Consider the following 15,682-nt stretch of genomic DNA (forward strand, 5'->3'; position numbering starts at 1 on the left):
GATATAAATAAAAGGTAAAACAGGATTAAACTTCGATAAAATTACATACAATTGTAGAAGTCATTTATTTTCGTAATAATTTTTCTTCTCTTTCTTACCTTTGTTAATGAAGTCATATAAATAAGAAACGGTAATCTGGAAGCTTTGAAAAGAGGCATCTAAGTTATCTCGATATCCGATTACATTTGAATACCTACCTTCTTCTTTTGCTATATTGCTATGTCCCCACAAATACATAAAATCAAGTTGAAAAACCTGCCCAGGAGCTGGTTCTAATATTAAACCAGTCGATACTATTAAACCTAATTGCACTCTATTGGCATCACTAAAATAAAGTGTTTTATCTTCGGGATCCGCAGGAAAATCGCCAAAACGGACTCTGTATTCCAATTCATCAATATTTTCCTCCAATAGTTCTACTGATTTTAATTTTCCGTTGCCGCCTAACCAAAAATCAACATTAGGACCAACTCCAATATGCCATTTAAATGTTCTTTTTCCTATCGCTTCAATAAAATCTAATTTGTAAACAATTGGAGTATTTATGTAATGATAGCGTGCATTGTTTTCTAATACAGGATCTTCAATACCCATAATATTTTTACCGTTTTGTGCATAAAGTACATCAAATTGAAGTAAAAATCGTTTTTGGACTTTAAAAGCTGAACTAAAGCCTGCATTAAAACCATAAAAAGGAGCTCTTGAATAGTCCTCACTATTAAATTCCTCATAATTTAACCAATTCATTCTAGCGCCTGCTTTCATTCCTAAATAGATTTGAGAATAAGCAGAATCTACTGTTAGAATAAGTAGGATTATAATGAAGAATGATTTTATAGGCTTAAAGTAACTCATCGGTCTATGTTAGTTCATATTAATAATTTAGACAAGATATTTTAATAGTAAGTTCAAAGCTAATTAATTGAAAAGATTAATCTTTATTAGCAAACTATTTTTTTTTATGTTTCGCGATTAATATTTTTAGATTTTAAAGTTCGCTACATTTAGGAGGAAATTTGATAATTAGGGCAACTGTAGGCTTATCTTGTTAATGATTAGAGCATTCATACTATATTCTTTATTATTTTTATTTGTCAGGCAAATATGTGCTCAAGAATTACCTGTTTATAATCATTTTTATACAACGCCTTATTTATACAATCCTGCAGAAGCGGCTATGTTTCCTTTCAGAACTGCTTCAATAAATCACAGACAACAGTGGATAGGAGTTGAAGGTGCTCCTATGGTTACTACTTTAACCTTTGAATCTCCTTTTCAATATAAAAAGTTTGGTTTAAGCGGTACTTTAAGGAACTTCAATCGAGGATTACTTTCAACAAATGATGTGTTGGCTACCTATTCCTATATTGTAAATTTGACAAAAGATACAAAGCTGCGATTTGGTATTTCAGGTGGTGTTACTTCCAATAGTTTAGATTTTACACAAGTTTCTGACTTAAGTGATCCATCAATTTCTAATTTTTTAAATAATAATCTTCAGCCATTAGCCAATGTGGGCTTGAAGATTGAAAGTGCGACAGGAATTAATTTTGGAGCTAGCCTTCCTCGCTTGTTCAATTCGAGATATAATAGTATACAAAATTTCGAGAGATTTGATTTTTCGCCCTTTGATGAATTTTTGGTAATGGCATATTTTAAAAAGCCTGTTGATTATAAGCTAGTGACAAGAGGTACAGGTCGATTCAAAAAAAGAATAAAGCTAGAAGATGTTTATGCACCTTTACAATTTTATGCCATTTACCAGTATTCACAAGTAGTGGGCCAAAGAATCGAACTTATGAGCACCTTGAGTTTTGATGAATTATTTTGGCTAGGAGCCTCCTATCGACTGAATTATGGATTTGCTGGTATGGTGGGTTTAAATATGCAAAAATTTACTTTCAGCTATGCTTATGAGCCTTCTACCAATATTGTAAATGGTATTGTAAATGGTTCGCATGAAATCCAACTTAAATTTAACATTGGGGGCAAACTAGAAGAGTTAAGAGAACGACCGAAATTAAAAAGTTTAAGTAGAACTGAGGAGAGAGCTCCAAGATTCTCTAGTGAAAATGTACAATACGGAGGGGATGAAGGTCAGGCTCAGCAAACGAAATATTATGTTGTGGTAAAAGAATATAAGGATTTTAATTCTGCTGATAAGCTAGTTAAACAGTTGAAAAAAGAAAATGATATAGTGGCAGATATTTTCTTCAACAAAGGAAATGGAATCTATTATGTGTATATTTATGAAACTTACTCACGTAGAGATGCTTATAAGGATAAAAAGATCGCAGAAGAAGTAACAAAATTCAAAAACGTTAAGGTAATTGTAGTAGATCCAGAATAAGAAATTGTATTCTTTAATATTTAGAATGAAATTATTAAAAAAATATATTGGTTTATTTTTCTTTTCGATTTTGAGTTATACTATTCAAGCTCAAGATACATTCATTGAAAACATTACCCCAAAGAATACATTTGCAGGTAATCAAATTGAGATTACTGGATCTGGATTAAGCGGAATTGATAGAGTTTTTTTTGGTGCTGCTGAAGGCTTTGTGTTTAGTGCATCGGATCAATTAATAGAAGCAGAAGTACCTTCAGGTTCAACTTATGATAATGTTCTTCTTTTTAATTCTACCACAGGCTTATATTATGCGGCAGATGATTTCTATTTAAGTTTTGGAGGTGATCAAGGCGTAGAAAGTTCTGATTTTGACTCCCCTCAAACCAATATTGATGCGGCCAGTGGTTTATTTGATGTTGTTATTACTGACTTTGACGGTGATGGTAAGAATGATATTGTAGGAGCTAACTCTAATGCAAATTTTGTAACCTTAACCAGAAACTTAAGTACTCCTGGAAATCCTTTAAGCCTTGTTCGAACGAATTTAAACATCCAAACTTCATCTTTAAACGTAACGGCAGGAGATTTAAACGGAGATGGAAAACCAGAACTCATTTTTTCTGAAGGAAATGATGGTGATCGAATAATACTTCTTATTAATAATAGTTCCCCTAATAGCCCTAATTTTTCTATACAGAATATCAGAATTGATGGTGTTTCAACTAAAAGAATTGTAGCCAAAGATCTTGATTTAGATGGTAAAATTGATTTAACCATTTCTGATCAAACCAATAATCAGATTGTCATTTTAAAAAATACTTCTAACGGTAGTATAACTTTTGATGATCCAATTTTCTTAACGGTAGATAATGCGCAAAGTACTGCAGGTTTAGAAGTAGAAGATTTGAATAATGATGGTAAGCCTGAAATCATTACAAATCAGTTCCTTACAGATGGGGGCGGCTTTTATGTAGCCACCAATCAAGGGAGTGTAGGAAATATATCATTTACTGATTTTAAACAATTTAATTCAGCAGGGACATTCGTAAACCTTAAAGTAGCAGATCTTAATAATGATAATAAACCGGATGTAGTGGCTACTTTGTTTTTGAGTTCGGCTGTAGCTGTTTTTTTAAACCAAACACCGAATAGCGGGGTGCCGGACTTTGGCTCAGCTCAGAATATCTCCACTGATAGAAGGCCTTGGGGGCTTGATTTTGGAGATATTGATGGTGATGGTAATATTGATATAGTAACTTCTACAATTGGAGAAGATAAAGCAATCAATGTTTTAAATAATGAAGGAGGAAATAATTTAAGCTTTAATACTGTTTCTATTCCAGTAGATTTTATCAATAGAAATGTTCAGGTCGGAGATATAGACGGTGATAGTAAGCCTGATATAGTTTTTTCTAGCGTTGATGATGATAACAATAATATAGTAGCTTCAAAAATATCAATACTTCGAAATAACAGATGTATTAAGCCAATTATTACACCCGAAGGGCCTATCAATTTTTGTGAGGGTAATACGGTTCGATTAGAAACACAAAAGATAGAAGGCTTAACTTATGAATGGTTTCAGGATGGCACATTGGTAAAATCTGGCCCAGAGAATTTTATTGAATTTTCAGATATTGCTTCTTCCGGAACCTACACTGTAAGTTTATCAACTGAAAATGGAGCATGTAATGAAGTATCTGAGGAAATCGAGGTATCGATTACTGATGCAACCGCTCTTCCACCTGCGGAATTAAGTGCTAATGATCCCATTTGTACTGGCGGTACTCTTACCTTAACCTCTACAGATATAGGAGCCAATAAATATGAATGGCGAGGCCCAGAAGATTTTATTGCAGAAGGTATTTCTGTGGAAGTAGGGAATTTTAGTACAAATAAAGCAGGTAGATATTTTCTAGATGTTTATTCTGGGTCATGTATCATTGATACCAAAAGTATAATAGTTGAAGCGGTTGCAAGTCCTAATTTTTCTATTGCTCAATCGGGGGCAGGAGAGAGTTTATGCATTGGAGAGTCGGCTGAGTTATCGGTTTCACCCAATAATTCAAACTATTCATATCAATGGTTCGATTCCAATGGCCCAATTACTGATGCAACAACGGTAACTTATAATCCTTCAGAGTCTGGTCAATATTATGTTGAAATAACAGATCAGGTCAATACTTTTTGTCCTAAAATTTATACCGATACCCTCAATATTGATTTTTTAGAAGCTCCCGAAGTGGATTTTTCTTTACCTGAAAATGCCTGCATAAGAACTGCAGTTGCTTTTACTAATGAATCAACTGTAGCAGATGAGTCATTAGCACGGTATCGATGGATTTTTGGTGATGGAAATACTTCTAATGAAAAAGACCCCACACATGTCTATAATTCGGAAGGAGTTTTTGAAGTTAGTTTAGAAGTATCTTATGAAGGATTATCATCCTGTAGGCAAACTTTCACTCAGGAAATAACTGTTTCTGGCTCATTAAATTTCTCAATAACCGCATCTGAGACGGCCGTTTGTGAAGGTGATGAAGTGAGTTTGTCTGTTGAAGGTGAGTTTGAATCATATTCCTGGGATACAGGGGAAGAAACAGCTTCTATTACGGTAACGGAAGAGGGAACTTATGGAGTAACAGTAGTTGATGCTAATGGATGTCAGGGATTTTCTGAGATAGAAGTAGAGGTAAACCCTACTCCTGAAGTGGAAATTGAAGCTTCTAGTTTGGCTGTGAGTATTGGTGATACCGTAACGCTTGCGGTGGATGGATTAGATTCATTTCAGTGGTTTGCTGATTCCACATTAATTGAAAGTTCTTCTGATGAGATTCAAATTACTCCATTAGCTACCACCTCTATTTTAGTAGAGGGAGTTGATGAAAATGGATGCTTTGGTTTTGCAGAGGTCATAATTGAAGTACAGCAAGGGGAGGATTTAGGAGATCAGTTAGGGGCTATGAAATTTTTCTCACCAAATGGAGATGGAGTAGCTGATTTTTGGAGAATTCAGAATATACAATTTTTCTCTGATTTTGAAGTGGAAATCTATGATCAGCAAGGAAATCTAATCTATAATGCAATTCCTTATAATAATGATTGGGACGGAACTCGCAATGGAACCCAAGTCCCAGATGGTGTATATTATTATGTAATCAAAAGTGCAGAAAGAGGCAAAATCAAGGCCGGAAGTATTACTTTGCTGAGATAGGCGCTAAATAGATATTACTCCTTTTATAATTATATAATAATTCATGGATTTATTTAAATTAATTGACTGTAGCCGTACAGAAATACTAAATAATTAGTATGTTGCACGCTATTTTGGTTTTGGCATCTCAATAGCCAGTTAGTTAATTCAACCTATAATGAAAAAATTATTTCTATTCATCATTTCCCTCTTTTCCTTTTTAACAGTCAGCATCGCTCAAGAAATCTGTAATGATGGCATTGATAACGATGGAGACGGTTTTATAGACTGTTTCGATGGAGATTGTGCCTCAGATGCCGCTTGTGATGGTTTTTATATGAGCAACGATGCTTCTTGTGAGGCAGAGCCTAATGCGTTTCCGCAATTTATATTGGAAAGAGGGTATACCTCTCCAAGAAATGTTGTAAATAGCTTAAATCAATTAGTTGTAGGAGATTTAGATCGAGATGGAATTCCGGAAATTATTACAAATAATGCTTACACTGACAAAATATATGTATTAAACGGTGATGACGCCAGCATAAAACATCAAGCCACAATTAATTACCCCACGTTTAGAGGCGGAGCCATCGCAAATATAGAGGATGATAATTGTGCCGAAGTATTTTTCACCTATTTTAGTGGCTCTGGTAAGTATAGAATAGTGGCATACGATTGTGAATTAAATTTTTTATGGGAATCTGAGGATCTTTTAAACGACCCAATATTCCTTAGTTTTGCTGATTTTGATGGAGATGGACAGGCAGAAATGTATTACAAAGATGAAATACGAGATCCGCTAACTGGTACAAGAATAGTTAAGACTCAAACTGCTGATTGGGAAAGTATCAATAGTGGAGGAGTTGCAGTTGATATACTAGGCGATGGTGATTTAGAATTAGTTATTGGAGATAAAATATATTCTGTTGCGCTAGGAAACAGATCCTTAGATGCTGGGAACTTAACGGTTGCAGCTACTATGCCTACTAATCAATATAACTATCGTATAAAAGGAACTCAAGAATACGCGGCCACAACTTCTGTAGCAGATTACAATTTGGATGGTAACTTGGATGTTATTTTTACAGGCGCAACAAATGGCACTCCCACGACAAATGTAACAAGTGCTTTTTTTTGGGACGTTACAAATGATACAGTGGCAGTTTTTAGTGATCCAAGAGGTACAGGAGATTATAGATTCGGATGGAGAAATGGTATGGGACGTATCAATATTGCTGATTTAGACGGTGATGGTCAATTAAATGCTACTTTTAATTCGGGTAGATATTTATATGCACTGGATGAAAATTGGGAGATGCTATGGGAAGATGTATATGGAAATCCTGCTCCTGTGATCGTGAATGAAGAAACCTCAGGTATCACAGGTGCTACTTTATTTGATTTCAATGGTGATGGTATGTCTGAAATTGTATATCGAGATGAAGATTATTTGTACATAATGAATGGAAATGATGGGAGTATTAATGTTCAAATGCCTTGCCGATCTAGAACTAATGTAGAATATCCAGTTGTGGTGGATGTAGATGCAGATGGGTCTACTGAAATTTGTGTGGTTTGCACTCCTGAAGATTACAGGGTTGAAGATTTTGGAAGAGATCTACCCATTTCAGGAGATGCTGAGGTAAGAATCTATAAATCAGCTGGAGCTCCATGGGTACCTGCGAGAAAGGTTTGGAATCAGCATGCTTATTTCAATGTGAATATCAATGATGACTTGACCGTACCGCAAAATCAACAAAAACATCAGATGGTTTTTTCTAATGGAGTTTGTACTCCTGGTCCACATCGTCCACTAAATAATTTCTTAAATCAATCACCTTTCCTTACTTCTGATGGTTGCTACGCCTATGCAGCAGCCGAATTAAATATTATTCAATCTTCATTTTCAGTGAATGCGGTGGATTGTTTGTCAGAAAACTTCACCGTAAGTTTTGACTTTGAAAACATAGGTGATGTGGCTGTTAATGGACAGATTCCAGTTACCTTTTATGATGGTGATCCTTTAGTTGCAGGTGCTACTAAATTAAATACTGAATTGATTTCAGTAAATATTAGTGTAGGAGAAACTGTTTCAGCCCAGGATATTACAGTTAATGGTATCGGAGGTAATTTCAGACTTTATGCAGCACTAAATGATAATGGTTCTTCTACTCCTAGCCCAATAACTTTTCCTACTTCTAATTTTCTGGAGTGCAATTACGAAAATAACCTGGCTTCCTCAGCAGTTACTCTATTTCCATTCCAACTATCTACGGAAGTTGTCGATAACATAAGCTGTTCTACTGGAGGTACTCCTGCAAATGGTTCAATCAGGGCCTTTTATCTTCTTGATGAAACGGAAATAATAGCAGAGTTAGATTTCTATTGGTTCAATGGTAGTTCAGTTGATGATACGCCAGACTACCTAGGTTCTAATTATACGGGCTTAAGCGCAGGTACTTACACTGTGTTTGCTACCAACAGATTAGTAGGCTGTAGTTCTGATACAATTCAAGTGGTAGTACAAGATATCGAAAGAACTTTAGAGGCAGATATTAGTATCGATAGAGGAAATGAAAATTGCCAAAATCCTAACGGTAGATTGTCAGTAACTATAAATGGAGGTGAACCTGTAGGTGATTTTGAATATGAATGGTATGAAGGAAATACTGTTGGGGGTGGGCTTCAAATAAGCAACAGTCATATTGCAACAGGTTTGAGTTCAGCTGCCTATACGGTATTGGTAACTGAGATAGCAACAGGTTGCCAAACTATTGAATCTATTAATGTACCTGATGAAACTAACCCTCCTGTAGCAACAGCGAGTGCCACAGATATTGTTTGTTCGGATACGAATTCTGGAGTAGTAACGGCCTCTGTAGGGGGCAGTACTGCAGGATATACTTTTGAATGGTATATAGGGACTAGTGAAAAACCTACGCCTGATTACACTGGGTCAACTGTTAATAATTTACCAGAAGGAAGCTATACCGTAAAAGTCACAGATAACAGTTCTGATTGTGAATCTGCATTAGTAACTGTAGAAATAAACAGAACACAATCTCCAGAAATAGATACTATCTCTAGTACTGAAAATAACTCATGCGACACTAGTAATCCAAATGGTAGCGTAACCGTTTCTATAATCGGTAATGTAGCTGATCATACTATTGAGTGGTTCGCGGGTGCTGGAACAACAGGTACCGTTGTTGGAACAGGAACAAGCGTTAGCGGACTTGGCGGTGGAGAGTACACAGCAAGAGTGACCAATAATGACACAGGATGTTCGGCTACTGAAAGAGTAACGATAAATAACAACATCATTATTCCGAATTTGTCTGCAACAACAGATCCTGTTACTAACTGTGATCCCTTTAATGGTAGAATAGAAGCAATCGTTGATTTAGATACTGAAGCAGATTATACTTTCTTTTGGTATAAAGGATCTGCAGTAAAAAACGAGACTGATTTTGATGAAACTGGCGCAATATTAGATAGTTTAGCACCTGGCTTTTATACAGTTCAAGCAATGAATAATAATAGGAGTTGCCTGACTAATATTGAAACAATTGAAATTATTGATGAGGCCTCATTTACCGCAAGCATATTGAATAGCGAAGATAAAGATTTCGGTTCTGTTGCCAATGGTTCTATTACGATTGAGATAAGCAGACCAAATCGTGTTTATGAAATTCTTTTAAATGGAGAATTCTTTAGTATTGTCAATGTAAATACGCAGGAGATCATAATTGATAGTTTATCGGAAGGTAATTATAATATTCAGCTTACCGATACCAGCTCAGCTTGTACTGCTAGCCTTTCCGCTGAAATATTTACCAAGCCTAACACAGCAACCGATATCCTTAGCTTTGAATTAGAATCCTCTACATCCGATGCTATTATTAATACTGAAAATCATACGGTAGAAATTGAAGTGGAAGGCTTGACCGATCTCACTGATTTAATTTCGGAAATTGAAATTTCAGAGGGTGCTTCTATTTCTCCAGCGACTAACATAGGTAGGGACTTTACCGAAGCTGTGCAATATACGGTCACTGCTCAAGATGAAAGTACAACTCAGGATTGGGAAGTTATTGTGACAAAAGCGGAGATAGTTAAGGAAGATCAAACCATTACCTTCAATCTTCCAGATACATTGTCTCAGGATCAGTCTCCTTATCCCTTGGTAGCTTCATCTTCTAGTGGTCTGCCGGTTCGTTTCAGCGTAGAAAGCGGATCAGCTAGTATTTTTGATAACAAACTTATCATAACCAGCGGATCAGTGGTTAGTGTTAAGGCCTATCAAACAGGGAATGATACCATAAACAGTGCTGAAGTAATTAAAACGGTAGCTGTGCTAGGTACTTTTGATATTTCTGTAAATGTTAAGCGCCCAGATGAATCTCCTTTGGAGGAAGGTATTGCAAAGCTTTTTTACCTAAATGGTGGACTGTATCAAAGATCTGAATTTACCAATGGAGATTTAAGTTTTGAAGACGTTCTTTCTGGAAATTACATATTGCAAGTGATTCCTATTCGAAGTTCAACTGCTGATATTTTCCCTACTTACTATGCTAATACCTTATTTAGTAAGGGTGCTTCCTCACTAAGGGTAAATAATAATTTAAGCTTAAACATGAAAATGAAAGCTAAAAGGAGTGCTTCAAATGGAAACCGTCAAATTAATGGTAAAGTTGTGTGGTCTGACAATCAGTCTAACTCAAGGGTGTCTACTGGTAAGTTAGAAGATGGGGAAGGCGTTAGTGAGGTAATTTTATACCTTAAAAATGAAGTGAACGATGAAATAGTAAGCGGTGCCGTGACTGATCTAGAAGGGAATTTCAAAATGGAAAACTTAACTAATGGTGAGTTCGAATTACTGTTAGATATACCAGGCCTTGAAGAGTCAGCAACTTCTTTTAAATTGCCTATTGATGAGCAGATAATTGAATTAAATGTGATGGTATATATAAATGATAAAGGTATAGTCGACTTTGAAATTATCACTATTTTGTCCAATGACTTAGCTATAGATCAACTGAACTTATACCCTAACCCAACTTCGGGCATTCTTTATCTAAATGGATATGAAGGAGAGAAACAAGAAGTCTCTATCGTCTCTAGTAATGGTGCTATAGTTAAAACTATTTGGTTAAGAAATGAACAAAATCAGGAGATTGATTTAACAGATTTAGATGAAGGTGTGTATTACCTGAAATCAAAAGATGGCAATCAAAGTATGCTCAAAATTATAAAAAAACAGTAATTAGGATTTATAAAAAACTAAAAACCCTCAGTTTATGAACTGAGGTTTTTTTATGCTGTTTTTGTACTAACTCCATTGTTTTTAAATAGATAAACTATTGTATCAAGCATTATTCACTCGTAAAATAATTTTCCCTTCTACTTTATAATTTTCTACTAATTCGTGTGCTTTTGCTGCATCTTCTAGGTTCATTACTTTACCAATAATAGGTTTGATCTTTTTCTCTTCTAAGAATTTAAAAAGTGCTTTTAGATCAGCCTTAAACCAATTAGGATGTTTTTTTCTTTCAGAAGTAATTACATAAAACTTAGCGGAGGGCTTTGTTGGGAGTAAATTCCAAAAAAGTACTTTAAAGAAATCAAATACTACATTACCACCTTTTCCATCTACTGAATTCTGATAGCCATAAGCTACTAAAGTCCCATTCTTTTTGAGTGTATTTAATGACTTTGGAAAATAGCTTCCTCCAATTGGGTCAAATACAGCATCAATACCATTTGGCTCTTTTGCTTTAATTAGCTCTTCAAAATCATTATTCTTGTAGTCAATAGGAATTGCTCCTAAGTCTTTTACAAACTCATGTTTTTTTTCAGAAGCAGTACCATACATCTTTAGATTCATGAGTTTACCTAGCTGCAGTAATGCTGTACCCACAGCACCTGAAACAGCATGAATTAAAATCGTATCCCCATTCTTCACTTTGGTAAATCTATGAAGCATTTGATAGGCTGTAAGATAAGATAATATCATACTAACGGCTTCTGCATCGTCTAATTGAGCTGGAACTGGAACTACAGCGTTGGCATCCAGACAAATGTGTTCTGTGTAAGCACCAATTACAGTTAAATCGCCAACTTTTTGCCCAACAGCTAAATTATCAACTCCTTCACCTAAAGCATCGACCACACCTATTAAATCATATCCAGGTGAAAATGGTGGCTTTTTTCTGATTGCAGGATAAACACCTCTTCGTATAAGTGTGTCTGTAAAGCAAGCGCTTGTGGTTAAAACTTTAATCCTGATTTCACCTTTTTTAGGCTTGGGAAGTTCTTTTTCACTAATTGTTTTTAAAACGTTTGGAGCCCCATATTCCGAAATGACTACTTTCTTATATTCCATTTGTCTTTTTTACTTTTTGAGCTCATTGATTACGTTTGTCATACATAAATGATTTGACTTATTTATGATTTGTTTTCAAGCTCATCTACTTGTAGGTTATAATCATACTGCAAATCCTCTTCCATTTTTGAAATTGTTTTTCGAATAGATATAATCAAGCGTTCATACAGATTGCTTAGCGATGTATTTTCTTTAATCGAGGGAGATAATGACTGCATCTGATAGCAAAAATATAGCAGCAATTCTACTTCAGTAGTCTTCTTTTTTGAATAGCGGATAAACTTTCTAGTTTCCTTTAATACCTTCCTTATTGTCTTTTTCATCCAATAATAATTATGAGTATTGATATCAGTGAATTGTAGTTCTATTTCGTTTTTTACAGATTGAATATAAGCTTCTTCATCTGAGGCTTCAAAAAGCAAATAAGTGAGAAGCTCTTTATTTTCTTTTTTAAAACGAGATAAACTCAAACAATAAGATAATAGCTCATCTTCTGATTTATGCTTTAATTCCTTTTTGATTTCTGCTAATGTTGCTGCTTTCATATATAGTACTTTAAGAGTGAGCAACAAAATCAATCCTTCCTTAAAATACTACTCTTACCGATGATTTTTAAGTAACTTTTATCTAGTTACTAAATACAAGTTGCTATGAATAGGATTCTAATTAGGTATTGACATACTATAGAAAAATAAAGATCAGGCCATTTATTATTTATTAAAGATTGGTTGTTAATGAACCATAAAAATAAAAAAAGCCCTAAATCGTAAGATTTAAGGCTTTTTGAGTTCACATAAGTTGCGTACCTGAAGGAAAGTATCTTATCGAAAAGAGGATTACCCATGAGCGAGGCTTTCATTTGATTTTGAGGGATGTTCCTGAGCGGAGCTGGATTTTAATCCATCCTGCGAATGATGCACTGAAGGAATTGCAGGGATGTATAGCCCCTGTGATGAAGCTTAGCGATATAGGTAAAGGTATTCATTCACAAAAAGCAATGGATAAACTTTTAGAAGCCTTTGAGGAGGTTCAAAAAGAAAATGAATTGGTATATCTCACCATTAAAAAACAATCAAATATGAATATCATAAAACAAGCTCAGCAGCCAACTCCAAAATTCTTTAAGAAGCTAAGAACTGCAGGACTGATATTGGCTGCCATCGGAGGTGCTATATTGAGTGCACCGATAAGTTTATCCGCTGGAGTGATTACAGCTGCAGGTTACTTGACAGTGGGCGCTAGTGTGTTAAGTGCTGTAAGCCAGGTAGCGGTAGAGCAAGAAGAAAATCCTCCACAGGAGGAAATGAATCACAATTCTCATGCAAGTCCATGATAAGGTAGGAGTAGCAGGAGGGACTTTGCTGACGGTGCTAGTGAATCTGCAGAGTTCAGATATTATTAAAACCTGTATACTAGCAGCAGTAGGAGCATTAGTCAGTTTTTGTGTGTCGCTAGCTATGAAGTGGGTAGATAAAAAACTAAATAAAAAAGGGAACTTTAAAAGTTAAAGCATAAAAAAGGCCATCAACAAGATGGCCTTTAAAATCATAGTTTGAAAATTATTAGTTCCCTTCTATCTGAACTTTTACATCAAATGTAATTGTACCTGTACCAGTACCATCAGAATCAATTTCAATTACTTTTATTAAACCAACATATCCACCTCTATCAGCATCGAAGGTAAATGATATGACATTCCCAACTTGTAAATTTGTAGCAGATGTATTAGTGTTGCTTACTGAGTTTGCTGCAGATTCTAATTGGCTATTCAGTATTAAACTATTAAATTGTTCAGGACTAATATCAGTAACTCTAAACCGAGTTGAATTTCTAGTTCCAAATATCCCTTCAATAGGTAAACCATTTGCATCATAAACAGCATGTAAACTCTGATCATCTATTGAAGCTAAAGTTACTTCGTTAGTTGCGCCAAAGTAATATCCTAAATCTACAGTAGAGCCTGAAGTACCTGAGGCATCTCTTGCGTCAGCATAGGAATATCGTATATTGTTAAATGCGTCATAAAAATTGGGTTCTGGGTTTCCTTGGGCACCCAGTAAAACAGAACTGTAAGTTTCAATACTTGATACTATTCCTGCTACAGCATGTGTGAGGCCATTTGATGATTCAATATCTGCAGCTACCACTGGCGCACCACCAGCTGCAATGGTTGATTGATTTTGGTATTCTGTGGGAGTGATTTTTATTTTGGTTCCTGTAGCTGTTTGAAATGTATTTGTTCCCTGCGCTAAGGCGTCACCTAGGTCCTGTCCGGAATAATCTGCTATTAAAACATGAGTCGCTATAATTCCATACCATTGTTCTCCCGTATATGTATCAGGAGTAATAGCAGCTTCTTCAAATACTTGATTAATTGGAGCAAAAACAGTGATTGGATCATCACCTGCTAAAACAGAAGATAATAAAGTTAAACCTTCACCAGCGGCATACTCATCTGCTTTCGCAATAGCTGCTGCTAAAGTACTGAAGTCAGCACCCAACAATACAGTTTGAGATACTTTACCAATATTTGTCCCTATTGTGGCAAAAATACTTGGGGGAATTAAAATAGTTTCTACTACTTGAACTACTCCATTTGTTGCTAGGATTTCTTTTCCTATAAATTCAACATCCGTATCCGTCCCACCTGTTTCGATATTTCCATTTGCATTGAAAAATATGCTTTCACCTTGAACTGTTTCAAGTTCAGTACTTTCATTAAAAGAGGCTCTTAGATTAACAGAATTGACAATATGGTAGCTTAAAACCGCTTGTAAAATATCAGGATTGATTTGATTTAAGTCCTCTATTCCAAGTGCTGTTCTTAATTTTTCAAAAGCATCATCATCAGGTGCGAATAAGGTTAAATCATTTCCTTCTAAAGCTGTGATTAATTCAGAATCAGCATTTATAAATTCCTCTAATTGGGTGTGGTCAGAACTTGAGCTAATGATTTGCAAAATACTTTCCGTAGGTTGCGGAACATCAATAACCACTTCTTTGCTTAAAGAATTAACTGTTCCATCTGCATTTTCAGCTGATAAGGTGACTTGATAAGTACCCACAGCATCATAAATATGTATAGGGTTTTCTTCGGTAGATATCTCTGATCCATCTCCGAAATCCCACTCATAAGCAACTGCATTTTGTGATGAGTTAGTAAATTCAATTGCATAAGGATCGTTTACATCAGGTGCAAAGGTAAAATCAACAATTGCTTCAGGAGACACCATCTCGATTACGAATGCACCTTGAAAGACTTCGATGATATCTTCATTAGAAACGGCAACGTCAATGACATAACTAATACCGCTTTTAAGCGTATTTCCTGCCTCTATAGAAATAACTCCAGTAGATTCATCTATTGAAATACCTTGGAAATCACTTGCAGAAATATCTCCAAATGAAAAAGTAAAGCTGCCCTCACCATCCACTTCAGGCATATCACTGGTAAAACCTTCACCCACATTCAAGGTGACATTATTATTGGCATATGTTAAGGATCTTATCTCAAGTATCTCTTCCTCCTCAGTGCAAGAGAGACTCAAAAAAATCAAAGAAATTAGGTAGATAAGTTTTGTACGCATATTTTTTAATTTTTCAACATTTAAGATATATAAAATTAATTATTTTAAAGAATCTATTCAAGAAAGGTTGCTAATATATAGTGTACATTTCCCTTATTATTACATCTAACCTTTTAAATAATATCAATTAAAACCCAGTAGGTAAACCCACCGGGCAATAAACTAAA

8 protein-coding genes are annotated in these 15,682 nt (G+C 35.2%); 4 read left to right on the forward strand and 4 right to left on the reverse strand.

The features are described from left to right. Positions 1-60 precede the first annotated feature (60 nt). Positions 61-855, reverse strand: a complete 795-nt coding sequence (locus QYS48_RS10470; RefSeq protein ID WP_308355867.1) for an outer membrane beta-barrel protein — start codon at positions 853-855, stop codon at positions 61-63. A gap of 196 nt (positions 856-1,051) precedes the next feature. On the opposite strand from QYS48_RS10470, the gene QYS48_RS10475 reads away from it, so the two are divergent. From QYS48_RS10475 to QYS48_RS10485, 3 genes are all read left to right on the forward strand, one after another. After that, positions 1,052-2,350, forward strand: coding sequence for a PorP/SprF family type IX secretion system membrane protein (locus QYS48_RS10475; RefSeq protein ID WP_308355868.1), 1,299 nt, complete (start codon positions 1,052-1,054; stop codon positions 2,348-2,350). Positions 2,351-2,375: 25 nt separating this feature from the next. Then, on the forward strand, positions 2,376-5,564 hold the full coding sequence (locus tag QYS48_RS10480) for an FG-GAP-like repeat-containing protein (RefSeq protein ID WP_308355869.1): 3,189 nt from the start codon (positions 2,376-2,378) through the stop codon (positions 5,562-5,564). Between the two features lie 157 nt (positions 5,565-5,721). Beyond that, on the forward strand, positions 5,722-10,809 hold the full coding sequence (locus QYS48_RS10485; protein WP_308355870.1) for a T9SS type A sorting domain-containing protein: 5,088 nt from the start codon (positions 5,722-5,724) through the stop codon (positions 10,807-10,809). Between the two features lie 102 nt (positions 10,810-10,911). Here the strand turns inward: QYS48_RS10485 and QYS48_RS10490 are convergent, their stop codons facing one another. Beyond that, positions 10,912-11,928, reverse strand: a complete 1,017-nt coding sequence (locus tag QYS48_RS10490; protein WP_302101883.1) for a medium chain dehydrogenase/reductase family protein — start codon at positions 11,926-11,928, stop codon at positions 10,912-10,914. Between the two features lie 62 nt (positions 11,929-11,990). Beyond that, on the reverse strand, positions 11,991-12,473 hold the full coding sequence (locus QYS48_RS10495; protein ID WP_308355871.1) for a hypothetical protein: 483 nt from the start codon (positions 12,471-12,473) through the stop codon (positions 11,991-11,993). A gap of 248 nt (positions 12,474-12,721) precedes the next feature. Here QYS48_RS10495 and QYS48_RS10500 point away from each other — a divergent pair, with 248 nt between their 5' ends. Further along, a complete protein-coding gene (locus QYS48_RS10500) occupies positions 12,722-13,261 on the forward strand; it encodes a DUF5675 family protein (protein ID WP_308358434.1) in 540 nt (179 codons plus the stop codon). Positions 13,262-13,490: 229 nt separating this feature from the next. On the opposite strand, the gene QYS48_RS10505 is transcribed toward QYS48_RS10500, so the two are convergent. Continuing rightward, positions 13,491-15,515, reverse strand: coding sequence for a surface glycan-binding family protein (locus tag QYS48_RS10505; RefSeq protein WP_308355872.1), 2,025 nt, complete (start codon positions 15,513-15,515; stop codon positions 13,491-13,493). Between the last annotated feature and the right edge of the window lie 167 nt (positions 15,516-15,682).

The sequence above is a fragment of the Marivirga arenosa genome (assembly GCF_030503895.2).
GTDB lineage: Bacteria > Bacteroidota > Bacteroidia > Cytophagales > Cyclobacteriaceae > Marivirga > Marivirga arenosa.